22 protein-coding genes and 5 pseudogenes are annotated in these 23,813 nt (G+C 54.5%); 15 read left to right on the top strand and 12 right to left on the bottom strand.

What is annotated here, in order from left to right; all coding sequences use genetic code 11:
• Nucleotides 1-276 precede the first annotated feature (276 nt).
• Nucleotides 277-450: pseudogene (locus CES87_RS05675) on the bottom strand (transposase); the annotation flags it as partial.
• Nucleotides 451-1,103: 653 nt separating this feature from the next.
• Here CES87_RS05675 and CES87_RS05670 point away from each other — a divergent pair.
• Complete coding sequence (locus CES87_RS05670) at nucleotides 1,104-1,892, top strand: inositol monophosphatase family protein (protein WP_128605309.1); 789 nt, start codon at nucleotides 1,104-1,106, stop codon at nucleotides 1,890-1,892.
• A gap of 163 nt (nucleotides 1,893-2,055) precedes the next feature.
• Here the strand turns inward: CES87_RS05670 and CES87_RS05665 are convergent, their stop codons facing one another.
• The 4 genes and pseudogenes from CES87_RS05665 to CES87_RS05650 all read right to left on the bottom strand — a co-directional run bounded on the left by CES87_RS05665 (nucleotide 2,056) and on the right by CES87_RS05650 (nucleotide 4,012).
• The gene (locus tag CES87_RS05665; protein WP_256590826.1) at nucleotides 2,056-2,484 is read right to left on the bottom strand and encodes an antitoxin Xre/MbcA/ParS toxin-binding domain-containing protein; all 429 of its coding nucleotides are present in this window, start codon (nucleotides 2,482-2,484) and stop codon (nucleotides 2,056-2,058) included.
• Nucleotides 2,485-2,639: 155 nt separating this feature from the next.
• A complete protein-coding gene (locus tag CES87_RS32880; protein WP_305880252.1) occupies nucleotides 2,640-2,864 on the bottom strand; it encodes a BPSL0761 family protein in 225 nt (74 codons plus the stop codon).
• Nucleotides 2,865-3,078: 214 nt separating this feature from the next.
• Nucleotides 3,079-3,509 (bottom strand): annotated as a pseudogene (locus tag CES87_RS32875) (DUF6088 family protein).
• A 68-nt stretch (nucleotides 3,510-3,577) separates the two neighbouring features.
• Complete coding sequence (locus CES87_RS05650; protein WP_128605307.1) at nucleotides 3,578-4,012, bottom strand: hypothetical protein; 435 nt, start codon at nucleotides 4,010-4,012, stop codon at nucleotides 3,578-3,580.
• Nucleotides 4,013-4,103: 91 nt separating this feature from the next.
• Between CES87_RS05650 and CES87_RS05645 the strand changes: the two genes are divergently transcribed.
• Both CES87_RS05645 and CES87_RS05640 read left to right on the top strand, forming a co-directional pair.
• A complete protein-coding gene (locus CES87_RS05645; protein WP_128605306.1) occupies nucleotides 4,104-4,385 on the top strand; it encodes a helix-turn-helix domain-containing protein in 282 nt (93 codons plus the stop codon).
• A 1,918-nt stretch (nucleotides 4,386-6,303) separates the two neighbouring features.
• Nucleotides 6,304-6,673: pseudogene (locus tag CES87_RS05640) on the top strand (site-specific integrase); the annotation flags it as partial.
• A gap of 650 nt (nucleotides 6,674-7,323) precedes the next feature.
• Here CES87_RS05640 and CES87_RS32870 read toward each other — a convergent pair.
• Together CES87_RS32870 and CES87_RS32865 are read right to left on the bottom strand one after the other, a co-directional pair.
• On the bottom strand, nucleotides 7,324-7,569 hold the full coding sequence (locus tag CES87_RS32870; RefSeq protein WP_256590825.1) for an antitoxin Xre/MbcA/ParS toxin-binding domain-containing protein: 246 nt from the start codon (nucleotides 7,567-7,569) through the stop codon (nucleotides 7,324-7,326).
• Entirely contained in the window at nucleotides 7,559-7,774 is a 216-nt protein-coding gene (locus CES87_RS32865; RefSeq protein WP_256590843.1) for a hypothetical protein, read from the bottom strand. The genes CES87_RS32870 and CES87_RS32865 overlap by 11 nt, the downstream gene beginning before the upstream one ends.
• Before the next feature lie 141 nt (nucleotides 7,775-7,915).
• Between CES87_RS32865 and CES87_RS05630 the strand changes: the two genes are divergently transcribed.
• The 5 genes from CES87_RS05630 to CES87_RS05610 all read left to right on the top strand — a co-directional run bounded on the left by CES87_RS05630 (nucleotide 7,916) and on the right by CES87_RS05610 (nucleotide 11,091).
• On the top strand, nucleotides 7,916-8,158 hold the full coding sequence (locus tag CES87_RS05630; RefSeq protein ID WP_178081381.1) for a type II toxin-antitoxin system PrlF family antitoxin: 243 nt from the start codon (nucleotides 7,916-7,918) through the stop codon (nucleotides 8,156-8,158).
• Between the two features lie 8 nt (nucleotides 8,159-8,166).
• A complete protein-coding gene (locus CES87_RS05625; protein ID WP_128605304.1) occupies nucleotides 8,167-9,144 on the top strand; it encodes a hypothetical protein in 978 nt (325 codons plus the stop codon).
• Nucleotides 9,145-9,443: 299 nt separating this feature from the next.
• Complete coding sequence (locus CES87_RS05620; protein ID WP_128605303.1) at nucleotides 9,444-10,277, top strand: AraC family transcriptional regulator; 834 nt, start codon at nucleotides 9,444-9,446, stop codon at nucleotides 10,275-10,277.
• A 71-nt stretch (nucleotides 10,278-10,348) separates the two neighbouring features.
• Nucleotides 10,349-10,564: a DUF6434 domain-containing protein gene (locus CES87_RS05615; RefSeq protein WP_128605302.1), complete on the top strand. Its 216-nt coding sequence runs from the start codon at nucleotides 10,349-10,351 to the stop codon at nucleotides 10,562-10,564.
• Between the two features lie 137 nt (nucleotides 10,565-10,701).
• Nucleotides 10,702-11,091, top strand: coding sequence for a VOC family protein (locus CES87_RS05610; RefSeq protein WP_128605301.1), 390 nt, complete (start codon nucleotides 10,702-10,704; stop codon nucleotides 11,089-11,091).
• A gap of 342 nt (nucleotides 11,092-11,433) precedes the next feature.
• On the opposite strand, the gene CES87_RS05605 is transcribed toward CES87_RS05610, so the two are convergent.
• Nucleotides 11,434-12,441 carry an aldo/keto reductase gene (locus CES87_RS05605; RefSeq protein WP_128605300.1) on the bottom strand — a complete coding sequence of 336 codons (1,008 nt, stop codon included), beginning with the start codon at nucleotides 12,439-12,441 and terminating at the stop codon, nucleotides 11,434-11,436.
• Nucleotides 12,442-12,533: 92 nt separating this feature from the next.
• Here CES87_RS05605 and CES87_RS05600 point away from each other — a divergent pair, with 92 nt between their 5' ends.
• Nucleotides 12,534-13,436 (top strand): LysR family transcriptional regulator, encoded by a 903-nt coding sequence (locus CES87_RS05600; RefSeq protein ID WP_128605299.1) that lies wholly within the window; start codon nucleotides 12,534-12,536, stop codon nucleotides 13,434-13,436.
• 220 nt (nucleotides 13,437-13,656) lie between these two features.
• On the top strand, nucleotides 13,657-14,145 hold the full coding sequence (locus CES87_RS05595) for a GNAT family N-acetyltransferase (RefSeq protein WP_128605298.1): 489 nt from the start codon (nucleotides 13,657-13,659) through the stop codon (nucleotides 14,143-14,145).
• A gap of 82 nt (nucleotides 14,146-14,227) precedes the next feature.
• Here the strand turns inward: CES87_RS05595 and CES87_RS05590 are convergent, their stop codons facing one another.
• The 4 genes and pseudogenes from CES87_RS05590 to CES87_RS05575 all read right to left on the bottom strand — a co-directional run bounded on the left by CES87_RS05590 (nucleotide 14,228) and on the right by CES87_RS05575 (nucleotide 17,852).
• Nucleotides 14,228-14,710, bottom strand: coding sequence for a DUF2867 domain-containing protein (locus CES87_RS05590; RefSeq protein WP_128605297.1), 483 nt, complete (start codon nucleotides 14,708-14,710; stop codon nucleotides 14,228-14,230).
• A gap of 126 nt (nucleotides 14,711-14,836) precedes the next feature.
• Nucleotides 14,837-15,118 (bottom strand): ParA family protein, encoded by a 282-nt coding sequence (locus tag CES87_RS05585; RefSeq protein ID WP_128605296.1) that lies wholly within the window; start codon nucleotides 15,116-15,118, stop codon nucleotides 14,837-14,839.
• A gap of 114 nt (nucleotides 15,119-15,232) precedes the next feature.
• Nucleotides 15,233-16,140 (bottom strand): annotated as a pseudogene (locus tag CES87_RS05580) (carbohydrate kinase).
• Between the two features lie 134 nt (nucleotides 16,141-16,274).
• Complete coding sequence (locus CES87_RS05575; RefSeq protein WP_128605295.1) at nucleotides 16,275-17,852, bottom strand: carbohydrate porin; 1,578 nt, start codon at nucleotides 17,850-17,852, stop codon at nucleotides 16,275-16,277.
• A gap of 168 nt (nucleotides 17,853-18,020) precedes the next feature.
• Here CES87_RS05575 and CES87_RS05570 point away from each other — a divergent pair.
• The 5 genes and pseudogenes from CES87_RS05570 to CES87_RS05550 all read left to right on the top strand — a co-directional run bounded on the left by CES87_RS05570 (nucleotide 18,021) and on the right by CES87_RS05550 (nucleotide 23,789).
• Nucleotides 18,021-19,294 (top strand): annotated as a pseudogene (locus tag CES87_RS05570) (ABC transporter substrate-binding protein).
• Nucleotides 19,295-19,315: 21 nt separating this feature from the next.
• Nucleotides 19,316-20,278, top strand: coding sequence for a carbohydrate ABC transporter permease (locus CES87_RS05565; RefSeq protein WP_128605294.1), 963 nt, complete (start codon nucleotides 19,316-19,318; stop codon nucleotides 20,276-20,278).
• Nucleotides 20,275-21,117 carry a carbohydrate ABC transporter permease gene (locus CES87_RS05560; RefSeq protein ID WP_128605293.1) on the top strand — a complete coding sequence of 281 codons (843 nt, stop codon included), beginning with the start codon at nucleotides 20,275-20,277 and terminating at the stop codon, nucleotides 21,115-21,117. Before CES87_RS05565 ends, CES87_RS05560 begins: the two co-directional genes overlap by 4 nt.
• Before the next feature lie 27 nt (nucleotides 21,118-21,144).
• Complete coding sequence (locus CES87_RS05555) at nucleotides 21,145-22,290, top strand: ABC transporter ATP-binding protein (protein WP_128605292.1); 1,146 nt, start codon at nucleotides 21,145-21,147, stop codon at nucleotides 22,288-22,290.
• Nucleotides 22,287-23,789 carry a sucrose-6-phosphate hydrolase gene (locus CES87_RS05550; protein ID WP_178081380.1) on the top strand — a complete coding sequence of 501 codons (1,503 nt, stop codon included), beginning with the start codon at nucleotides 22,287-22,289 and terminating at the stop codon, nucleotides 23,787-23,789. The genes CES87_RS05555 and CES87_RS05550 overlap by 4 nt, the downstream gene beginning before the upstream one ends.
• The last annotated feature ends 24 nt before the right edge of the window (nucleotides 23,790-23,813 follow it).

Here is a 23,813-nt window from a genome sequence, read left to right as displayed (position 1 = left end):
AACCCAATTCAGGCTATCCACCGCAAAAACCCGGCCATGGCCGGGGTTTTTATGCGTCTGGGCGGCTATGGATAGTGAGTGGGAAACAAGTCAATGGTGATCGCGGATTACAACCGCGAGGAACGGGGCGCAGGTGGCGCCCAGCCGCTTAACATCCTAGGCAGGGCTCACCGGTCACTCCCATAAACCTGCTGGAATAGCTCGGCATACCCACTCCGATCCCTGTCGAGTTCCGCTGCCCATTCTGCGCGGGCCTTTATCAGCTCATCAGAGTCGAATGAGTAAACCACTTGGTATGGGCACCTTCAGCTCGACTTTTTTACTGCGCAAGGTCATTGCGTTCTGCTGCATCGAACTCTTGATGTCCCTGAAACCCGACTCGATCTCCCAGCGCTCCTGATAAAGCTTGGCAACGGCCTTGGTGTTGTAGGTCTTGGCCGGCAACCCGCTTGCCACCAAACACTTCATTGAGAGAGTTCCTAGGATTCTAGGCGCGACTACAGATTTCTCTTGATAACGCTTGGAATTCCAAGTGTTACCGGCCTGCGAGCGCTGTGCCCACCCTCATCTGTTGGGTGGTGCCGTCGGTGCGCTGAGGTAGCAGAATGGAATAAAAGGCTACACTATCCGAGATCTGGTCAGGGGTATTAGCCATGCGCACCACTTATAGTAAAAGCCAGGCTCGCCGCCGTCTGCTGGTATTGGTTGCGCAATGGCAGACGCGTTCGTCATCACCCAGAAAGGGAAAGCGGCTTGCCTGCTAGTACAGGATGAAAAAACAGGGCGCACAGTTTGAAAAGCCTGACTCTACGACCCCTAACCCAAAAACGGACAGAGTCTTAATGGCAGCGAAATCCCCTCACTGCGAGTAGGTTTATCAAGCATCAACAGTCATTGCGGGCGTAGATTGAGTGCGAAGTCCATCGAATCTTGCGGAAAGAGGGAGAAGAGTAATCAGATTTTGAAAGGCGATGTTGCCAGTTTGGCTAACAGTTTATTAGACGACTAAGGGGCAATTCGCGTTGCCTTAAGGTCGAGGTCAATTGCATTACCTCACCGAACCCTAGGGCCTCCCATTTCGTGCAAACCCCAACCTTGAACGATTGCTCACTCAGACCATTGAGGTCGTTATTCGCGCCGGCGAGCTACTGATTGCCGAGTGGGCGAGAGTGGACGGACCTCGGGGTCAAGGTGAAAAGGCCGCCGTAGACGAAGAAATCGAACAGTTCTTACATCATCACCTACTGAAGCTGCTTCCTTGCGACTTCTGGGGAGAAGAGACCGGACATCTTCTGACGGGCCACCCATGGTGCTGGGTCGTTGACCCGAACGACGGGACGGCAGATTTTCTCAAGGGGCTCAAAGGCTCATCCCTTTCCATCGGTCTATTGCACAAACAGTCGCCGGTATTAGGTGTGGTGTATGCCCCCGTCACCGTTGAGGGAACGCCTGATTGCATTGCTTGGGCAGAAGGGATGGCCGAGGTGAGCCGCAATGGACAGTCGGTCACGTCACGGCTTACTACCAAAACGTTGTCGAGCGACGAGTTCGTGATGGTCAGTGCCGCTGCAATCTATAAGCCTGAACTTAATAGCAAGCTCTGCCAACCTAGCACTTTTGTAGCAATGCCATCAATTGCCTACAGACTCGCCAAAGTCTCCGTCGGGGAGGGGGTCTGTGGCGTTTCTCTTTATCCGGTTTCTGCACATGACGTTGTCGCGGGCCACGCACTCTTGAGAGGAGCGGGCGGCGTTTTATTTGATGAGCGAGGCGAAGTAATCACATACGCTACTGAAGCCAATATGCAAACGGTATCGCAACGCTGTTTCGGTGGTTCCGTGGAAGCGTGCCGCGTTTTGCTGGCGCGTGAGTGGGATCTTATTTTCACTTAATCCCCAACCAACTCGCTGCCCAACTTATTCGAGCAACTGGTATCGCTTTTACTTGACCGATCAAACTGCACACAGTTCGCAAGCGCCCGACCGGAAACCTCTCGAATGAATTTCCGAAAACCCAGGCGTCAATTAGAGGTTCGCTTACGTTTTGAATCCAAATTTAGGCAGGACCTCCCCATTCCAGCGCTTGAAGTACCCGACGAACCTGCTTGCCTCCAATCTCAGTCCCACAGAGCAGTACTGGCGTATCTCCGCCGAGGGCTTTGTTTGATTTGGACATCCAGCATGCGGCCATGTTTCTATTTTGGAACACCTGTTCAGCCAAATGGCAGACCACGGCAACTCGATCTAGCCGTTCTGATGCGACGGAGCTAAGGGGCTTTTGTTCACGGCTGCGTCGCTTGAACGTGGAGATTGACGCGTTGAGGAGCGTCTCCAAGCTACGCCCCTGAAGGTCAAAAGCTATGCGAACCACCTGGAAAAGCTGAGCAGAAAACCCTGATTTGATCTGGAGCAATCGCTCGGATTCCTTAAGCAAAACGCGATTGGCGCTGAAATCCCAGAATGCGGCGATAGCGGCATCACGCATTTCGCCTTTCTTGTTTAGCTGACGCCGAGCGGTCGTTGGGGTATTCATTGGTTCAGTATGGATAAGCAACGGGAATCTTGGATAGAGCCTTCCGGGAATGGGGCCCGTCATCAAAAACCATTCAGAACAAATCGTGTGCGAATTTAGGCCTGCTTTCAACGTGCAATTGTAGAGCTGAATACAGGCCCCGAAGCTCCGAAAGGCAAAGTGTCGCTATGTTCCTCTATTCGTCCTGCCAAGGCCACGTCATCTCGCGTTGGAAAGTGCCGTAACAAAAACTTAGCATCACGCCTGACTCGATCTGGTAGGGAGTTATCACGGCTTAACTCAACTAGAAATTCGCGGGTCTGCACCACCGCGCGGGAACGCTCGTCTGGCATCGTCATTATTCATCTCCATAAGGACGGATGCGTCGCTCCGCTACAGCCTGCTGCGTTGGCCATGAAATAGCATGACGGAGTGCGGCCTGCATCCAGGTAGGAATCTCACAGTCCGCGAGTTGCTTGAATTCACACGGAGCCATTTTAGCTTTGATACTGGCTATGACCGTGCCACTCACGCCTTTTTTGCCTAAGTAGAGGAGGGCGCAAAGCGCTAATCCGACGATCGTGCCAGCATGCTGTAGTTTTGGGGGGCAACGTGGAGCAAGCGTATGCGCTTCGCCCCAACTGTCACCTCGCGGCTAGCGCCACTCGTATAATAAACCGGTCTGATCTGCATCTGAGTGCTCAATCCGAATACCTGACAGCCTCTGCACCATGTACCTGAATAATCTCACCATTATGTCTAGCGATTGCTTGGAGGACTGACTTAGTACTTGGTCGCACATAACCAGTGAAGTGACTCAGCTTTGATCGCATGTAAATACCACGACTCAATCGCTCCAGCTCACCTGATGCAGCAAGGCGAGATAAGGCTTTCGCCACAGCTCCTTGCGAACCTAGATTAGCAAAGCGATTGATACTGAAAGGCTGCGCTTTCGGGGTGCACTTGAGGCGTTTGACGATAGTGGCGGTAACAGACATGACGCACCAGTTTTGAGCGTTTGAAGCGGTGCTGCAACGATTTAGGCTTAGCAGCCTTGTGGTCGATGTCAGTCGCGCTTTTTTTGTACTACTGGAAATAGAACCCTAACGCTTTTTAGGTTCACCTCGGTGTTCACCCCCAAGTGCGTGTAAGTGCGATCAGAAACCTTGAAAAGCGGAACCCGCTCCCCCTGTGGATTAATCGCCTCACTTGCCTCAAGGAGCGGCTCCATTTTCCAATGACCGGTTTCATTTACGAAACCAGGAGTGACGTACTGAATGGATCGCACCCGAAATGACTCATGTTGGACCTTGAGAATGTCTTTCAGTGCCTCAAATGAGGACACCATGAGCATTTCCCCAACGAATTCCTTACCGTATCGAACGTGTGCTTCGAGATAAAACCAGGGGATCATTACCGTCTGCCGCATGTACGGACGCCCCAGAAAATCAGCATTGAAAAGGCTGGAAATTATAGTCGGCCCTTCATAATCCGTGTTCATCGCTGGTACCTCAGCATCTCGAATGAACAATATATGTTGTAGTCATATATTGCGCAATGTCGCCTTATCGTTCCTTTTGTGAGACAGCAAAATGGAACTGAAAGTAGCATTTGGGGCGACGCTCCGACAGGCTCGCCTTCGGAAAGGCCTGACTCAGGAGCATTTTTCGTTGGTAAGCAGCCGCACCAATGTCAGTTTGCTTGAGCGTGGAGGTACCAGCCCGACGCTTGTAAAGCTCGAGGAGTTGTGCAGCGTTTTGGGGGTTCATCCTGTCAGCCTGGTAGCGGCGTGTTACATACGAAAGGAAAACATCACGGATCTCAAAGCGTTTCTAGCTCAAGTGCAGAAAGACCTGAAAGCCATTGATACCTGAAAATCTATTGACCGCAGGTTCCGTGGCTCAGCGGATCTTCGTGGCACAAGGAAGGATAAATTTGGCTGGTGGTGGGACGCGGGGGGGGCGGCGGGCAACTCATCGCAGCGTGGCCCGATAAAACCGGAATTTGCAGGGGCAAACCCGAACCTGTTGTGCGCCGGTACCAATCCCAAGTCGCGTGAACGCGCTTGGGATTGGCGCGTTGCGGGAACCGACACGAGGATCACAAGAAAATCGGCGGGGCTGGGATGAGCCAAGGAGATTTTGAGAAAAATATGGATCCCAAAGTTAAATCAACTAAATAGTCGTTTAGTTGAGTTGATTAGTGTTCTCTGTATACAGACTGTTAAGGTGCCTTTGGCGGGTGCTGATGCATAGACTATCCTTAATAGCACAAATCAATCGTCAGACATGACGCTTAGATGAGCTCCAACCTAATCTAGCAGGTGCTAAAAATGGAGACGCCCGTGGAAATTTGCACGTTTGAGCTCGACGTTATTTTGGTAGATGAGGCGAAGAAACTCCTGCCGAACCCAATGATTACGGTCGCTATCGACAGTGAAACGAAAGTAATAAAAGGGGCCAACATTTCGAATGGCAAACCCCGGAGTTCGAACAGCATTACGGAGCTTTAAAGTCCTGGGCGCTAGGAGAATCAAGGATAACACGCCGATTCAGTAATGCAGGACGAGCATTTGGTGGCAGAAAAGCTCCACAAGCTTCAATCGAAAGGTGGCACCGTTAATCTGCAGCATCCACATGTAAATCAGCCGGCGTTTGTCTTTACAGACGTGGCAGCCCTTGAAATCAGCGCACGAGCTCAAAGCTAAACGCCGCAGATTTCACACAGCGAAGTGCTTGCAGGGATCCTGTAGCGTAAGAAATGCAATAAACGAGTAAGCTGTGACCCAAACCAAGCAAATCGAGGGCAATGTTTTGGATTCATTGTACATGATGTAAATCGGGCATTACACGTCGGCAAAGGCGGTGCCAGTATCTGTGGCGTTCTAGGAACTCCAACCTACGACTGCTTGAAAAAACGATAATTGCTTAATCAAGACTCTCTGATACTGCTCACAACAGTATGTAATTTCACCATTATTGTTTTTATCCGCAAATTTATCGTTTTTAAAGCGACACGACAGCTACTGGCCCCCACGCAAGAATACGAAGGTTCGCATAATGTATATTATGTTAAATGATGTGTCTGAGCGGAACTTCCTCCAAGACCCACTCTTGTATTCATGAAAAACGAAGCTCATGAACACAACCGGTTTGCAGCCAGCTTCTCCTACGGGCATCGAAGGACTCTATAAATCTCTGAAATCACCTGCATCGTTGCATCTGTCACCGTCGCGTTTTGCGGACACTTTCACCCCCTCAAAACCTGGAGCCCTCTATTTACATGGCCTCCAGCGCTTCGGCGTTGCTCAAATAGGCCTTCAATCCTTCGAAATACGGACACTTTTGCTCCTGTGCGTTTTCCCTAACCCATTGATTTCTCTAGGCGTCAGGATGAAACGATCGTTCGAACCGTTGCTCTTAATTCTTCCGCTATCTGGACACTTGTGACAAGTTCAGCGAGGGTGACTCCGTCCCTACAGGCCACGAAATCCGAGGCTCCCAGCGCTTTTTGCACATAATATGGACATTTTCCGAGTCGTGAGTCGAATCGCATAATGTGGACACTTTCCGGGATTTCGCGCGTTTTCGGCATCAGCAACGCTACCTCCGACAACGCGAACTGAGTGTTGGTTGATGACCTCAAGGGCAGATTCACCGGGGCCTGCAAGCCAGCCTGGCCTGCAGGCCCCCATTTCGGTGTTGTAGTATTCAGCTAGCCATAGAGTTTTTTTGCGCGGATCCGACAATAACGTGGACACTTTCCGAAGTCCCAGCTGGGCGCTCATGATGCAGAAATACGACTGGGTTGAGCCCTTTGCCGAGCTACCAGGAGAAGACGCCGCTTCTGAAAACGCTGAGTGGCCGCGCAGGCCTCTCTGACCGGCAGGTGCGCGCACTTCTCCAAGCTGTGTTCGACAACGCGCTGGTACGCATGCGCGATGAAGGACGCGAGCCCTACGAAATGGATAGTCTGCGGGTGGCATCGTCTCATTGGCTCCGCCATACCTCGGCGACGTTCGACGCGCCGTTCAGAAACGCCAAGGATTTCCAGTACGACCTGCGCCACTCGAACCTGGCAACGACTCAGAACACTTATTCACTCGCATGATCAAGAACGGGCACTGTCCGTGAAGCGATTGGGGGCGCGGGATAGAGGTTAGTGTTTATGGCGGCTAAATCTAAGGAGTACAGATGTACTCCTTAGCCTCAGTTACGACATCCAACGATCCTTCGCCACCGGCCTGCACCATTCGCTTAAGGCATACCACTCACCACCCTCCCAGTCGGAGCGTGCAATCGATTCCGCGCCAAAGCCCTCCTCTACTAACGCTACGTTCTCGATTCTATTTCATGAGCCGCCGGCGTTAACGACACCAGAGGTGTCGGGCGCTCCGCCACCCTCTTCTTCTCTCTACTGCTCACCAACCATGGGCCGCATAATAAGTTCTGGGATACCTGGCTCTCGCTACGCAGGGGAAGCTGATCGCCCTGGCATAATCCAGAAGCCCCCACCTGTTCACCACACTACCCCCCAATCCCGGCAGCCTGTTGGCGATGCAGCCGCCAGGTCTGTCGATAAACTACGTGAATATGTTCCTGAAACAGAAATCGTGGGAGTCAGCGGATCCTACTCTGTAATCGTGCGTGATGAGCAAATCCCAGAACCCTGGAAGACGCGTTTCGAAGAGGCAAGTACCGGCTCTAATCGATTGCGGCAAGGCTGTTATGCGAGTGATTGGCGGCGTTTTTTACGACTATGGTCAGAGGGTGCCTGGGGGATACAGCCTATCAAAAGTCCGCCTTACGGATCTCACACAAGAACGCCCTTCTCCAGTTGGCCGATTAGATCGAAGACAGCTTTCGTTTCCACCCTCGTCCTCATCATATCTAGAGGACGCTTTGAACCTAGCCCACGAACCGGTTTGCTCATCCACTCCGTTGCAGCGGCGACATTGTTTTCGAAAAGGGGAAGTGTTTTCTCGAAGACAGCTACCAATGCAACCAGGCGGTCGCTTTCTAAGGTGTTGAACCGCCCTGCTTTCGCTCTACGCGCCAACGTCGAGGGCGCTATGCAGATAAGCCTTGGAGATAACGCCTCGTTGCACCTGCAGGAGGCTCGCTATTCGTTCAAGGTATTGGAATGGCAGTCCTTCGTGAACCAGGTCATAAAGCACGGTGTCGCGTGATGGCAGTCCGAAGGTCATCCAAACGCTATGTGGGATCTGGGCTCCTGGCTGGTATTCCTTGATCGATGACAGCACTTTCATCTCCTTTTGATAGACCTCAGGCTAGCCGGGCCAAGGGCCCGAATCAGCGATATACCATCTCGGCGGCGGGCACCACTTTGCGACTTGCGAAAGCAGCGCATGACAAGCACTTCCCCCACGGATATTGTCAGGGGTATGAACGACTCAGATCCTACCTCATCCATTCCGACGATCCACTCTGGCAACGAGTCGGAGCGCACCGACGCCTCGGAAAATGATCAGGTGATGTTCGAGTTTCTGTCGTTGCAGGATGACGACATCCGGAATCACCCTGAAAAACTGATCGCCCTCGACTCAACACTCCTGTCTCGCCTCGATTCCTTGGTCGGCGGTATTGAGGTTGACATCAATTCCCCGCTTTCAGCGGATGATGAGTGAAGCGATGCTTGTTTACGATTTTCACGCAGATGACTGAGCGCTGGCTCCTCCCCACCCTTCCCGATTCGATTCCTGCATCGACACTGGCGCGAGCAGATGAGCTTGAAAGAAGTTCTGCCTTCCTCGCTGGCCTTGTCGCCCCGGAGACAGCTGCATGCTTGAGCGAGCATATTAAAATCACCAACGCTCATTACTCGAGCGGGGTTGATGGGGAGCCTTCTGAGCCAGAGGTTTTGAATCGGGCGTTCATACTTGAGCATCATCAGAGCGCCTTTGGTGAAATCCCGGAGCTTCGTCGACGTATCGTTGCGGTCTTGTGTCAGCACTATCAGCTTCTCCATAGGCCAACACACCGTGATGGCATCCAAGCTTTTGCGCGGGCGATTACATTCGAGCATTTCGCACTGCTTGGACTTCAGCCACACCTGTGGTCGCTTTCGCGAGGCCTGGTTCGAAGGCTCAACGAATATCAATCTGCTACAGGCATGAATGATCTCATGAAGACAGATGGGCTTGAGGGTGCTCAAAAGCGCATAGGCGGTGGGCAGCTAGCTTTCATCGACTTCATGCTTGATGTCTGCAATGAAGAAGCGGACTACATGACTAACGCACTGAGTCGTCACCAGCTTCGTGAGTCCGTCACTCATGCCTACAGAGTAAACTGGAGACTTTCGGAAGCAGGCGTCAGCCCGAAAACGATGCCGGCGCTCCTTGCGCTGTTAATCCAAGGCTCATTACCCCGCATCGAATTCGTAACGTTTACCGGTCTCCCGCCCGAAGCAGCGAGCGAGCAGCTCAACCGACTGCTCATCCTTGGCATCCATGCCGACTATCATCACAATGGAGGCAGCCAACCGGGCATAGGTAATGAATTGACACAGCCTTTTTACCTGGCTGACTTCGGGCTCCGCCCTCATCGCCGTCTCCGTTTACGTGGTATTGGAAGCAGTCATTATGAAGGCATGCACTCAGCCCTGCCAATGTGATGCAGTCCCAAAACTGCGCCAATTCAATCATCAGAGCGAAGGCGCATGGCGTTCAGATCTCAAGATCTCAGATCTCCTCAACCTGCCCTGAAAGCTCTTCCTTGAGCTTCGGTATATTCTAGGCTGTCTGATTTTAAGGGCGCTGTTGCTCCGCTTTGCGTATTCCCTCAGCCTCTCGACTATGACCTTCCGCGAAGGCGTTTTTACACATTCTGAACCGCAAGCGAAAATCGCAAGAACGATCAAATGCCCGCCATGTTCATTTGCTAACGTTGCTCCAACTTTCAAGGAGTGTCGTCATGCTGAACATTGAAAAAGCCCTGTGGTACATCGAGGTGGAGTTGGGATCCGACCTGGATCTTGGACGTATTGCGCGCCATTGCAACATGTCTCCCTTTGCGCTAGCCCGTTTGTTCGCGCTGTCGACGGGCTGGCCGGTGATGCGTTACATCCGCGCGCGGCGTTTGAGCCAGGCGGCGCTGGCCTTGCGTCGGGGGGCACCGGATATCCTGCAAGTGGCGCTGGATGCTGGCTACGGATCCCATGAAGCTTTTACGCGTGCCTTCTCCGATCAGTTCGGGGTCACCCCGAAACAGGTTCGCGAGCAAGAGGATGAGAACCTGCCACTGGTAGAGCCTTTACGTATGAAAGAAAGGAAGCTCGTAACACTGTCTGAGCCCCGCTTTGAAACCAGAGCCGAGTTCGTCGTTGCGGGTATGGGCGAACGTTTTACCTTCGATAGAAACGAAGGCATCGTTGGTTTGTGGCAAGCCTTCGTTCCTTACATAGGGCGAGTGCCTGGCCAGATAAACAACTGGAACTATGGGCTGTGCTGCAATCCTGCGGAGGATGGTAGCTTTGAGTACATTGCCGGCACCGAGGTGTCCCACGTCGACGCGCTTCCTCCTGCTTTTCGACACTTCAGGATTCCTCAGCAAAACCATGTCGTGTTTCGGCATCAGGGCCATATCTCGACGATCCATCAGACGTTCTTCACCATCTTCAATCAATGGCTGCCTGAGTCTGACTACGAGCTTGCCGATGCCCCTGAGTTCGAGCAATACAGTTCTGATTTCGATCCATCACAGGGGAAGGGTTACGTGGATGTATGGATACCGCTTGCCTGCCGTTAGCCATCCGAATCATCGGATAGACACCTGCTATAAATCGATTAATCAAAACACGGCGTATGGAGTCCACATCCATGACCTTTAACTGGCACAGTGACCAGCTCAAACGAAATACCAACGTCTGTGAGAGTTATAAAAATACGCAGAATGTACGCAGATTCATGATGGAGCACTGCGGCGCGGGCTTTAAATTTGACAGGGATTTTATGGCCTGGGTACGTAATGGAGTCACTAAAACCATGGGGGATGTCGTCGATGAGTGGGCACGACGACATCGTGATGCCAATTGAGTAGCTGCGTTCGCTGCTCGATTCAATGACTGACTATGGTCGAAGCCAGGCATTCGAATGGACGAGAGCCTGATGAACCATCCAACTTCAATATGCTAGATTCGCCGCTCAATTGGTATGACAAGGAATGTTCGCTCATGAAATTTGGCTACATGATTATCTACGTCCCGGACGTTGCAGCCTCACTCCAGTTTTTTTCATCAGCCTTCGGGCTCAACATTCGATTCCTCCATGAATCCGCAACCTATGGCGAGCTCGAAACAGGAGAAACGGCACTGGCCTTCGCCGCCGATGAACTGGCCGCGATGAACTTCAACACTGGCCATGTCCCAGCGCACTCTTCCCCAAAACCGCTAGGCATTGAAGTCGGCCTGGTGACAGAGGACGTTTCAGCGGCTCATGCCAGAGCGTTGAAAGCGGGCGCCACCGAAATCGCAACTCCCAGCACCAAGCCCTGGGGGCAAACCGTATCCTACGTTCGATGCCCTGACGGGACGCTGGTAGAACTCTGCACACCCGTACAGTAGTATCCCACCACGCTAGGTATCGGTGACTCGGTATCGTCGCTACAGAAATGCTGGCGGCACACGTGTAATGAAAAAGAGCCGCCAGCCAGTCATGGAGTGAGTCCTATCACGCATCGTGCCCGTTGAGATTGATGGGTGGTATCTCAAGTTTTCAAAGACTGCGACACCCTGATTTACTGCAGCAATGCATGTCGCCTGACCGACGATTCGGATCTCTTGAAACTTGGCAACGCTATGGGACTGATCCAGTCGAGCTCTTGAGTGGTTGATCGACCGCTCTGCTACCCATTGAGCGCCTGCATTCAAAATCAGAGCTGAACGCTCACCCTCTGCTCAGTGGTGTCAGGCAACGCCAGGGACATTTGTTCCCATGCCCGACGGCAGGAACGGTCGAATTTCATCGATTTCTGCGCTGCTAAGACGCAACTCAGAGGCTGCAATCAGGCCGTCTACCTGTGCCGGACGGCGGGCACCAACAATGGCGCCCGTCACTACCGGTTTGCGAAGAACCCAGGCGATCGCGACCGCAGCAGCACCCACCCCGTGCCTTTCTCCAATGCGTGCCATGACGTCAACCAATGCCAGGTTCGCACTCAAACGGGGCTCCTGGAAGTCAGCACTTCGGGCCTTGCGCCAATCGTCTTCGGGCAGTTGCGAGATGCGTTCGCGCGTCATGCTGCCGGACAGTAGCCCCGATTGAAGCGTGGAATAGGCAAGGACACCCATCCCGGCCTGCTCACAAAATGGCAGGACGTCCTTCTCGATGTCCCGCATCAAGGCGGAGTACGGCGGCTGGAGCGAAACGATCTCTGTCACCACCTGCGCCCGCTTGAGTTGAGCGACATCGAAATTCGATACACCGATAGCGCGAATTTTTCCTTGATCACGCGCGGCTGCCAAAGCCGAAAGCGCCATTTCAATACCTTCACTGCTTGCGCCGGCAGGGAAAGCAGGCCAGTGGATCTGATAAAGATCGATAGTCTCGACTTGAAGCCGGCGCAAGCTTGCGTCGATCTCGGCGAGCAAGGATTGCGGGGCCAGTGAGTGCGAAATCGCCTTCGTGACCGGGTCCCAGACCAGGCTACCTTTGGTGAACACCAAAGGACGCCGCGAGGCCGGCACCCGCCGCAGCAATTGCCCCACTAAATGCTCCGCATGGCCCAAGCCATAAACCGCAGCGGTATCAATCCAGTTCACACCGCGTTCGACCGCATATTCAAGTGCGCCCAGGCTGTCCTTGTCATCCTGCGCTCCCCAACTGTACTCCCAACCGGTGCCGGCGATTGCCCATGTCCCAAGGCCTATAGGCGAAATCAGAAGATCCGATGATCCAAGACGATTCTTTTGCATAGCGACCTCTCCACCAATGATGTGAGAAGTATCCGGGAGGGATCTCATGACGATAAGATAGGTAATCGGATTTGAACTACTGAAAGACACTCATGAGTAATCACCCCGATCTCTCTGAACTCGCTGCCTTTGCCGCCGTCGCTCGCCATCGCAGCTTTCGCAAGGCCGCCGACGAGCGTGGCGTTTCGGCTTCCGCGTTGAGTCATGCGATGCGAGCGCTGGAGGCACGCCTGGGCATCAGACTGCTGAACCGAACCACTCGTAGCGTGACCCCGACCGAGGCCGGCCAGCAGCTATTGTCGACGCTGGTCCCGAGCCTGCACCAGGTTGCCGATACATTGGCGCAATTGACCTCGATGCAGGAAGTGCCCGTTGGCAAACTTCGCCTCAACGTGGCACGTCCGGCGGCTCGCATCGTGTTTGCGCAAATGCTCGCGCCCTTCGTGGCCAGGTATCCACGTATTCAGTTGGACCTGATCACCGATGATGGTTTAACCGATATCGTGAACGGCGGGTTTGACGCTGGAGTCCGCTTTGGTGAAAGCCTGGCCGGCGACATGATCGCAGTCCCAGTTGGCACACCTCAATCGTTCGTGACCGTAGCTGCGGATGTATATCTGGCCGCGAAGGGGATCGCGCACGCCCCCCGCGACTTGCTCGACCATGCGTGCATTGCCAGACGTTTTCCCAGTGGCAAACTTTACGCCTGGGAGTATCAAGCAGACGGTCAACCGATACGTTTGTCCGTCACAGGCCCGCTCATTCTGGAAGACGATGCGCTGATGATCCAGGCGGCGAAAGATGGCGCCGGTATTGCCTATGTCTACGAGGAGCTGGCGCGCGATGAAATCCGAAGCGGGCATCTCAGAGAAATACTCCAGGAATGGAAAGCACCGCCAAGCCGATTCTTTCTTTATTACTCCAGTCGGCGCCATGTGCCACCGGCCTTGAAAGCGCTCATCGAATTCATCAAAGCGGGTGACTTGCGAACCTGATTCAGAACTAACGCTACCGGCAGCTGTGGATCGAGTGGCGTCCGAGCACCTTAGTATGAAATTCAGGATCACTGGCCTAAGTCTATTTGACTGCTTCGGGTCGGATGCAGACTCTCGCGACTGGCAACAATCGGCTGTGGACATGCCATTGCTTTCCATCACCCTGCGCTAGCCTTGGGACTCAGCTAAAGTACTGATTCATGGAGCTTAGAGACGAGCAATGAAACTGAACCACAGGCCGGTGAAGGCTAACGACGTAAAAATGATCTGCGGCTTTCCTCAGAACGCTCAAGAGTTGTTTTTCATGTTTCCGAAGGCGCACTTCCCGCTAACGGAAACGCAGTTGATTACCGCGATCTCCCAACGCTTCGACTCTACCGTCGTGGAGATCAATGGGACTGTCGTTGGGTTCGCCAATTTCTATCGAGCTGAACGCAATGGCGTTTGCTGTATCGGCAATGTCATCGTCTCGCCGAGCGCTCGGGGCGAAGGAGTGGCCACGTTTATCGTAGAGACGATGACCGGCTTGGCATTCGAGCGTTACGGAGCCAACGAGGTGCAGATTTCCTGTTTCAACGAAAACACGGCAGGGCTGCTGCTTTACCCCAAGCTTGGGTTTGTGCCTTATGCCATTGAGGAGCGACCTTCTTTGGGAAACGGCCGTTCGGCCCTCATACACATGACGCGTAGCAGAAGCTCGACAGGTTGAATACACAGTCGATTGTTACCCTGGAAGACAGGCAGAAATCGGCCAGGGGCGGTCGCTGGGATAAAGCTGAAACAACCAAAATCTACTTCCCTTCAAGCTTTCGTTTCAGTCGCCCGAGATCACTATTGACGATCAACTTATGGGCTAGACCTACCGGCAACATGTAGATGCGCCCAAAGACGTTATGCGTTACGACAGATGATGTGATCGTGAACACTCGATCTGTTATCGAAAGGCAAATCATGACATCCAGATGCCGGTCACGTTCGGTCAGAACCAGTATGTCGGGGGCACTATGCTCCACCAGAAAGAAATCCAGCTGTTCGCCAGCGTGTACTGTCTCTCGCCTAGCGCCGGAGAACCCGCCGATCCGCTTCACTCCAAATAACGAGGAAATCGCGTCCCTCGTTCGGAAAGCTAGCCGCATGAACAGTCCCGGTTCGGCCGTCATGATGTTCCAAGCGTCAAGAGTGGTTATTTCAACAGGGAGCGGAACCGACCTACTGTCATAGTAATCAAGATCGGACAGTGCACGCAGAGTGTGAGCAGGTGATGTGGTAGCCAAACATTATCTCCTTCAGTGGCCCGACTGCCATTCCCGATAAAATCGGAAGCTGATTAGCATGTAGCCATGCTACGTCATGATTACCCCAAATCTCCCTTAGCTGTTCGCTGGGTGAACATCTGACGGCTACAGGCCGGTATGGGTCGATTGCTGTCTGTGCGCAAAGAGACGAAGTACCGGCAGCCCTTCCGCGATAAGCTCCTCGACCAGTTTCTGGTGGAAGCCAGTGGCGCTCGAATAGTGATTGATGACAATCCCTTCGTCGACTAGCGACTCGTTCTGGTCGGTCTTGAGATCTGCCACTTGTGTCCGCACCTGGTTAAGAGCATGGCGAGCCAAGGTATCGCAATCGAATAGAATCAAAACCGCATCCGCCGCGATCAGTGCATTGAACGCATAGAAATTCATTGCGGAGGCGTATCGATGTACCTCCGGTCGGAGTCTGGTGCCACTTCGTCGAGCAGCCGGCGCAGTTTATTTATCTTGAATTTGGCTTCCAGCTTGCAGCGCCGGCAACCACAGTCAGGTATGTATTAGCAGCTTCAGTAAACCTTCCACATCAGCTAGCGCTGGAGCATGGGCTCCGGCATGGCGGCACGATATGGATGCACAAGCTGCTGAAAATCGCAGGCGTTCTCTCAAGTCTGCGATCCCCAGCAACTCCGCAGCCAGCCAACCAGCCATACAAGCGTCTCCGGCTCCAACCGTGTCTTCCACCTTCACGGCAATAGCCGGCTGATCGAGTTGGCTGTCCGGGGTGTGGAGAATCATCCCGTGTTCCCTCGGGTAAAAAGGATCTGCGCTTGAGAATTAAGAGCGCGAAGCTCATCCATTGCCTGGCGTTCTGTCAGCCCTGGATAAATTTGCCGAAGGTCTTCGTCGGAAAGCTTAATCATGTCAGCAAGGGTGGTCATCGTAGGGAAGGTCTGCTCCCGATAATGGCTATCCATTAAATTGCGCCAGTTCGGATCATAGCTAATCCGTTTACCGGCTTCTTTGGCCTGCTGAGCAATTTTAACCAGCCTGTCTGCGAGTGGCTGTCGAGCCAAACTGATGCAGCTGAAATGACACAGCTCTGCTTGGTTGATCCATCCTTCTGGCATCAGATCTGGATCAAAAAACAGATCGGCATCTCCAGCAAAAAAGTATCTTGGAGGACGGCTCGATGGAACGATGGCGACCAAAGGATCTCGGTCTACCCGTTGGATAAACCTCATATCTAATGCTGCCGCTTCCGACTGCGAAACTATCTCGTCACCCAGTGAATCTATGCTCACAGCCCCAGCAAAAGCGCTGCTAACACCCAAGCGACTTAGCGCTCGTGCAACGTTCCAGGGAGCACCACCTGGGTAGCCCTTCCACTGTCCAGGAGTGCCTTGGACAAGGTCGGTCAGGGCTTCGCCAAATACTACTGCGCGAGGCAATACCATCGTCATTTCCTCAATTTTTTGTCGTAGGGATAACCGCTGGTTGATCAGCTTTGACCGGTAATCAATTACTCAATACGCTTGGTGAAAAGCAGGAATCGATGAGCTGAAGGCGTGTTGGCCGACGCGTTCAAACATTAAAACCAGGTTTCCATTTGTATTCCGTATTGCCATACACCTCCGGCGTTGAAGTCCGTCATGCCAAAGGAGTCTGTGGTACTGAATCTGTCCAGATCCGAAGACCAGTTCATGAAGCTTGCGAACACTCGCAGTTCGGGACGAGTGAGCAGGTCTCCAACGTCAGGTTTGAATGTCGGGGCGATCGTGAATTTCCAGAAGTTACCGTCGACCGCATTACGTTGTAGATAGCCCTTCGGGTCGAGGTTCATGGTTTGCCAGCTCATTTCGTAGGCCATCTCGAAATTGCTGTTGATTTTATTGGCCAAACGCACGTTCAGGGTCAGCCAGCGGTAGTCGTCACCCTTGACGTATCTATCCTTGCTCTGTTCGGCCAGCAAGCTGGGCCCGATGCGCCAGTCAGGCGCAAGGGATGTTTCACCGTAAAGTGCCAGACGCAGAGCGCGGGCATCCTCAATCAGTTCACCATCCGAGCCGACGTTCTTGACCTCTGCCCCCAGACCTTGCCCATAGAGCAGCGCCGTTTTGAAGAAGCCTTCTCTGCCGAAAAAATTTTTCTGGTGATTGGCCAGCATGGTGTGCAAGCCGGAATCCGCAGGCGTCAAACCCGCTTTATTGGTGCGGGTACCGAAATCGTTTTTCTTTGCGCCGATGCCATTGAACATCCACTGCCACTGACCATCGTCGAAGAACTGGTTGGAGGTCAGGATGTAGCTTGCCACATCGGCATTGATACCTCCTTGACTGAAATCCCCGTAGCTACGCCCAATCAAGGAGTAATTCGAGCGCCAATTCTTGTTCATCTGCATATCGTAGATTCCACCGCCGGTGCCGGCCAGGTAGACGACGTCCGAGTCCAGCCAGTGGATATCGAAATTATCTCTATCGAATCGCTTACCTGCCCACAGGGTGGCGTTCTCGAACACTGAATTGCCCTTGAATGCAGCGACATGGTCGAGCGCTGTGAATACCTGGCGCACGTTCAGTTTGCTTTCGTCGGCCGTCCAGTCATTGGAACTTTCCACACCGTCGGCGATGGAGACCGTGAATTTGGAACGGGTGCCGTTTTGCGCATAGATTTCTTTCGACAGGTCTATACGCATGTAGGTGTCGTCTTCGTTACCGAGTCGCCCGACTGCACCACCAACCGAGCCGGCCGGAGTTGTATAAGGGCCGCCACGACCACCACCAAGCCCCTCGTCGATCAGCAATCCAGAGCGGGCATAGCCATTGAAGCTGAACCCATCAGCGAGGTTTGAAGTGCTGGCCTGTTTTTCCATGCTTTCCTGGCGGGCTTCGAGTTTTGCCAGCCGGGTGTCCACCGATGGCGCCGCAATGGCTGTCGCAGTGGCTGTCGCAGTGGACGCCGCTGGCTGCAAGGCGGGAGTGGCGAGTTTGATCTGCTGCAATTCCCTGGCAAGTGCCTGGGTCTGCTGTTCGGCTGCGGCTGCACGCTTTTCCGCTGCGCTGGCACGGGCTTCAAACGCGGCCATGCGTTCTTCCAGAGTCGCGGCCTGAGAGGTCGCCGCCGATGTGCCGAGCACACCTGCAAGTAGCCACCTTGATCCTTTCTGCATGTGGATTCCCTGTTTTGTTTTTATTGTTTAGTTCCCGCGACCGGCCCTTTTTACGTGAGGTGCGAATTGTCGCAAACGACGAAAAAAAGGATGCCTCATCGCAAATACGCTGCTACATTTGGCGATGTTAACGTTAACTTTTCTTAAAACAAAAATAAAGGGTACTCAATGAAACATCTGAAATCTCTCCTGCCAGCAGCACTAATCACCCTCTGCGCCGGAGTTCCATCCGTCTCGAGCGCAGCGGATTTGACGATCTCGTGCGGTGCGGTGGGTGCGGAGTTACAACTGTGCAAGGAGGCTGTTGAGGCATGGTCGAAACAGACGGGCAACAACGTTGAGGTGGTTTCCACGCCTAACTCGGCGACCGAGAGGTTGTCGTTCTACCAGCAGATCCTCAGTGCTCAGTCCACTGACATCGACATCATTCAAATCGATATGGTGTGGCCGGGGATGCTGGCCAAACATCTGATGGATCTGCGCGAGGTGCTGCCCGCTAACGCTACCCAAGGCTACTTCCAGGCACAGGTCGATAACGCCACGGTGAACGGACGGCTGGTGACGATGCCGTGGTTCACCGACTCAGGCCTGCTGTATTACCGCAAGGACTTGCTCGCTAAGTACGACAAGCAGGTTCCCCAGACCTGGGAGGAAATGACCGCTACCGCCAGGGATGTTCAACAGGCAGAGCGCACTGCCGGGAACCCCAATGCATGGGGTTACATCTTTCAGGGGCGCGCTTACGAGGGGCTGACGTGTAATGCGCTGGAGTGGATCAGCAGCCAACCGGAAGGCGGACTGGTCAACCCACGAGGAGATATCGTGGTCAACAGTCAGGCCTCAAGAGCTGCTTTGACCATGGCGAAAAGCTGGGTGGGTGACATCTCCCCGCGTGGCGTACTCAATTACACCGAGGAAGAAGGACGTGGCGTATTCCAGTCGGGAAATGCGCTGTTCATGCGTAACTGGCCTTATGTCTGGGCCCTGGTACAAAGCCAGGACAGTGCCGTAAAAGATAAGGTCGGTGTCGCTCCCCTGCCCGAGGCAGCATGTCCGGCACCCATGCATCCACCCTCGGTGGCTGGGGTCTGGCGGTATCGCGTTACAGCGCCCATCCAAAACTTGCCGCAGAACTGGTGAGCTACCTGACCAGTGCCCAACAGCAAAAACATCGTGCTCTGGCTGCCGCCTATAACCCGGTGATCGAGTCGCTGTATCAGGATCCCGAACTGCTCGCGGCAATGCCTTATTACAGTCAGCTCCATAGCATTCTCAACGATGGGGTCATGCGCCCCGCCTCAATAACCGCCGATCGCTATCCACGGGTCTCCAATGCGTTCTTCGATCGAGTGCATGGCGTGCTGGCAGGCGAGTTGCCTGTCGATCAAGCGCTGGCCGAACTGGAAAGCGAACTCACGCGCATCAAACGCCGGAACTGGTAAGCCACAAGGAAGGAAATCACCATGTCTGTCTCTACTACCCATGCCCCCTGTGACGAGCTCCTGCTCACCAGGGAAACGCCTGTACAGCGTCGTCGAGTACGCGCCGCCTGGCTGTTTCTCACTCCGATGTTGCTATGTCTGGCCCTGGTGGCCGCCTGGCCGCTACTGCGGACATTCTGGTTCAGCCTGACCGACGCCAACCTGGCGGACACTCGTGGTGGATCCTTCGTAGGGTTGAGCAATTATCTGTTCCACAACGGTTCCAACTGGTCGGGTGTTCTGGTCGATCCTCAATGGTGGAACGCTGTGCGCAACACGTTGCATTTCACCGTGGTGTCGGTGGGACTGGAAGTCGTCCTGGGGCTACTGGTGGCGTTGCTGTTGAACATCAAGTTCACCGGCCGCCCCTTGGTGCGTGCGCTGATTCTGATTCCTTGGGCGATTCCTACGATTGTCTCGGCGAAGATCTGGTCATGGATGCTCAACGACCAGTTCGGCATCATCAATCACATGATGCTGAGCGTCGGCCTGATTGATGCCCCCCTGGCCTGGACGGCAGATGCGGATCTGTCGATGTGGGCGGTCATCATCGTCGACGTCTGGAAGACCGTACCTTTTGTCACGCTACTGATGCTGGCTGCCTTGCAGATGTTGCCGAGCGATTGTTACGAAGCCGCCAGGGTCGATGGCATTCATCCGCTGAAAGTGTTCTGGCGCGTCACGCTTCCACTGTTGATGCCTGCATTGTTGGTGGCGGCGATCTTCCGCATCCTCGATTCCCTGCGGGTATTCGACGTGATCTATGTGCTGACCTCGAATTCTTCGAGCACCATGAGCATGTCGGTTTATGCCCGCCAACACCTGGTGGAGTTCCAGGATGTTGGCTATGGCAGCGCGGCCTCGACTCTGCTGTTTCTGGTCGTTGCGGTAATCGCCATGCTTTATCTCTACATAGGACGCCGTCAAATGGAGGTTCGGTCATGAGCCCGCGCCTACTCAAAAAAGCGCTGTTGCGCCTCGGGTTCTGGTGTCTGATCGGGGTTTTGCTGCTGTATGCGGTCTTCCCTTTCTACTACGCCATCGTGACTTCGCTGAAGCCATCCAGTGCCTTATTCGAGGTGAGCTACTGGATCGAAAGCCCCGACTTCTCCAATTACGCGGCGGTACTCCACCAAGCCTCATTCCTGCGGGCTATCGGTAACTCGTTGGTGGTTGCGCTTTGCGTGGTAACGCTGGCGCTGTTCCTCAGTGTGACCGCCGCCTATGCCTTGGGAAGGGTGAAATTCCGTGGGCGTGGCACGGTATTGATGATGATTCTAGGCGTGTCGATGTTTCCCCAGGTCGCTGTGCTGTCGGGGCTGTTCGAGGTGATCCGCGCCCTGGGTCTGTACAACACGTCTTGGGCGTTAATCCTGAGTTACACGATTTTCACCCTGCCCTTCACCGTCTGGGTGCTGACCACGTTTATGGGGCAACTGCCACATGAACTGGAAGAAGCGGCAATCATGGATGGCGCTTCACCCTGGGTCACGCTTACCCGGGTGCTGTTGCCACTGCTATGGCCCGCACTGGTCACCACTGGCCTGTTGGCCTTTATCGCAGCGTGGAACGAGTTCCTGTTTGCCTTGACCTTCACCCTCACAGACACGCAACGCACGGTGCCGGTCGCCATCGCCTTGATTTCCGGCGGTAGCCCCCATGAGCTGCCTTGGGGGTTGTTGATGGCCGCATCGGTGCTGGTCACCGTCCCACTGGTGATTCTGGTGCTGATCTTCCAGCGCCGAATCGTTTCCGGTCTCACTGCCGGCGCGTTAAAGGGTTGATGCCCAAAAAGTACAAGGAACAGTATCGTGATCAAATTGAAGCTAGACAATGTGAACAAACAATTGGGCGGCGTGCGGATTCTTCGCGACGTTAGCCTGCAGATCGCTGCGGGTGAATTCGTGGTGTTTGTTGGCCCTTCAGGCTGCGGAAAGTCGACCCTGCTGCGACTGATCGCCGGACTGGATTCGATCTGCGGCGGCGATCTGCTGATCGACGGGCGACGGGTCAACGACCTGGAGCCGCGCGAGCGTGGCGTCGGCATGGTGTTTCAGTCTTATGCGCTGTACCCGCACATGAGCGTCTACGACAACATCAGCTTTGGTCTCAAACTGGCCAAGACTGAAAAGAGCAGCCTGCGTGAGCGCGTGCTGAAAACAGCGCAAATCCTTCAATTGGACAAATTGCTGCAACGCAAACCAAAGGAACTGTCTGGAGGACAGCGTCAGCGTGTAGCCATGGGCAGAGCCATGGCACGGGAGCCGGACATTTTGTTGTTCGATGAGCCGCTCTCCAATCTGGATGCATCCTTGCGGGTGCAGATGCGCAACGAAATCGCCCGGCTGCATGATCGACTGGGCTCGACGATGATCTACGTCACTCACGATCAAGTGGAAGCGATGACCCTGGCCGACAAAATTGTTGTGCTCAATGGCGGTCGCGTAGAGCAGGTCGGCTCACCGCGCGAACTCTATGAGCGCCCAGCGAGCCGCTTTGTCGCCGGCTTTCTCGGTTCGCCCAGAATGAACTTTCTGACGGCGCGCCTGCATGCCCCGGGCGAAACCAGCCTGGTCGATACTCCCGTTTTGGGTATGACCTCCCTGCCCTTCGACAGCTCGAACCTGGCGGCAGGCACGCTGCTGAGCATGGGGATTCGCCCGGAGCACATTACGCTCAAAGCGGCTGAGGGAGCCGTAGGCATCGTCGTGACCGAGGTCGAATACCTAGGCAGCGAAACGTATGTGCACCTCGAAACAGGTCAGGACGAACCACTGATCTGTCGTTGTGAAGTCAACGCCGGATGGCAGGCAGGCGATCGGGTCGAACTGCAGCTGGACATCGACAACCTGCACCTGTTCGACGCCGACGGTGCGGCCTTGAGGCGCCACCCACAAGCCATTGAAACCCTGCCGGATGACGTCTCTTTACGCTCAGTCCGAGCACGCGCCCTATGACCTTATCTTTGAATACCATGAGCGATCCAATGTCTTCTTCCCTTGACCTTGCGCAGCGCGCGCTGGGTGACAGCCTGTCTCGCGTCATCCAGGATTATCGACCCGGTTATCATATTTCCCCGCCGGCAGGCTGGATGAACGACCCTAACGGGGTAGTGTACTTTCGTGGCGAATATCACGTTTTCTATCAGCATTACCCCTTCGACGCGAAATGGGGCCCGATGTATTGGGGCCACGCCAAGAGTGCCGATCTGGTTCATTGGCAGCACCTGCCCATTGCGCTGGCACCCGGCGATGACTTCGACCGTGACGGATGTTTTTCCGGTAGCGCAGTGGTGTGTGGAGATACCTTGGCACTGATCTACACCGGACACACCTGGCTGGGGGAAGTGGGTGACGAACGCTTGATCCGACAAGTCCAGTGCCTGGCCACCAGCATCGACGGCATCCGGTTCGTCAAGCATGGCGCAGTCATCGAGACCGCGCCGCAAGACACGATCATGCACTTTCGTGACCCCAAGGTATGGCAGGAGGATGACGGCTGGTACCTGATTGCCGGCGCACGTCTGGGCGATATGCCGCTGCTCCCGCTGTACCGTTCCACGGATCTGCACGTCTGGGAGTTCCTTAACTATGTGTCCGGCGGCAGGGAGGGTGATGGCTATATGTGGGAGTGCCCGGATCTGTTTCGACTGAACGGATGCGATGTGCTGCTGTACTCCCCCCAAGGCATGCAACCCAAAGGTTACGAACGACTTAACAAGTACCAGACTGGTTACCGAGTGGGCCGACTCGACAACGAGTGGAACTTCACTGGCGGGCCTTTTATCGAGTTGGATAACGGCCACGATTTCTATGCAGCGCAGACGCTATTGGCCGCCGATGGTCGGCGCCTTGTGTGGGGGTGGCTCGACATGTGGGAAAGCCCGATGCCGAGCCAGGCCCATCACTGGAGCGGCATGCTCGGATTGCCACGCGAACTTGAACTGTGCGCCGATCGCCTTTGCGTGTATCCGGCACGGGAGCTTACCGCTCTGCGCAAGGCGCCATTGCCGAGCACGCCGTGGTGGGAGGAGTCGGGAACCCGGTGGGTGCCGCAAGTGAACGGCGATATGCTCGAAATCCATGTGCACTTGGATTTACTCGGCTGCACCGACGGCCATCTGGGAATCGCGTTGCGCTGCAGCGACGATGGTCATGAACAAACCCTGCTCTACTACGATGCGGCGTTGCAGCGTCTAGTGCTTGACCGCAGCCGCTCTGGTGCGCAAGTCACAGGTCAGCGCAGCGTGTCGATAGACCCGACACAACAGCGACTGGAACTGCGCGTGTTTCTCGATCGCTCGTCCATCGAGGTGTTCGACGAAAACGGGCGCTTCAGCCTCAGCAGCCGCCTCTATCCGCGGCCCGATAGTCTGGGCGTGAAGCTTCTGGCAAGCGGGAGTGGCGGGCGTGTCTCGATTCCCAAAGCATGGCCTCTCGAATCGGGATGGCTATGAGCGGCGTCATTCGGGTCGCGAGAA

This window comes from Pseudomonas sp. ERMR1:02 (assembly GCF_002277815.1).
In the GTDB taxonomy this organism is placed as follows: Bacteria; Pseudomonadota; Gammaproteobacteria; order Pseudomonadales; family Pseudomonadaceae; genus Aquipseudomonas.
This window is presented reverse-complemented; position numbering and strand designations above follow the sequence as displayed.

Bases quoted from the DNA above. Each gene is read 5' to 3' on its own strand.
- CES87_RS05650 (WP_128605307.1), bottom strand. From the start codon at position 4,012: ATGAACACGGATTATGAAGGGCCGACTATAATTTCCAGCCTTTTCAAT.
- CES87_RS05665 (WP_256590826.1), bottom strand. From the start codon at position 2,484: ATGCGTGATGCCGCTATCGCCGCATTCTGGGATTTCAGCGCCAATCGC.
- CES87_RS05615 (WP_128605302.1), top strand. From the start codon at position 10,349: ATGACCTTTAACTGGCACAGTGACCAGCTCAAACGAAATACCAACGTC.
- CES87_RS32880 (WP_305880252.1), bottom strand. From the start codon at position 2,864: ATGCCAGACGAGCGTTCCCGCGCGGTGGTGCAGACCCGCGAATTTCTA.
- CES87_RS05610 (WP_128605301.1), top strand. From the start codon at position 10,702: ATGAAATTTGGCTACATGATTATCTACGTCCCGGACGTTGCAGCCTCA.
- CES87_RS05620 (WP_128605303.1), top strand. From the start codon at position 9,444: ATGCTGAACATTGAAAAAGCCCTGTGGTACATCGAGGTGGAGTTGGGA.
- CES87_RS05550 (WP_178081380.1), top strand. From the start codon at position 22,287: ATGACCTTATCTTTGAATACCATGAGCGATCCAATGTCTTCTTCCCTT.
- CES87_RS05565 (WP_128605294.1), top strand. From the start codon at position 19,316: ATGTCTGTCTCTACTACCCATGCCCCCTGTGACGAGCTCCTGCTCACC.
- CES87_RS05585 (WP_128605296.1), bottom strand. From the start codon at position 15,118: ATGAATTTCTATGCGTTCAATGCACTGATCGCGGCGGATGCGGTTTTG.
- CES87_RS05595 (WP_128605298.1), top strand. From the start codon at position 13,657: ATGAAACTGAACCACAGGCCGGTGAAGGCTAACGACGTAAAAATGATC.
- CES87_RS05575 (WP_128605295.1), bottom strand. From the start codon at position 17,852: ATGCAGAAAGGATCAAGGTGGCTACTTGCAGGTGTGCTCGGCACATCG.
- CES87_RS05630 (WP_178081381.1), top strand. From the start codon at position 7,916: ATGAACGACTCAGATCCTACCTCATCCATTCCGACGATCCACTCTGGC.
- CES87_RS05645 (WP_128605306.1), top strand. From the start codon at position 4,104: ATGGAACTGAAAGTAGCATTTGGGGCGACGCTCCGACAGGCTCGCCTT.
- CES87_RS05560 (WP_128605293.1), top strand. From the start codon at position 20,275: ATGAGCCCGCGCCTACTCAAAAAAGCGCTGTTGCGCCTCGGGTTCTGG.
- CES87_RS05605 (WP_128605300.1), bottom strand. From the start codon at position 12,441: ATGCAAAAGAATCGTCTTGGATCATCGGATCTTCTGATTTCGCCTATA.
- CES87_RS05600 (WP_128605299.1), top strand. From the start codon at position 12,534: ATGAGTAATCACCCCGATCTCTCTGAACTCGCTGCCTTTGCCGCCGTC.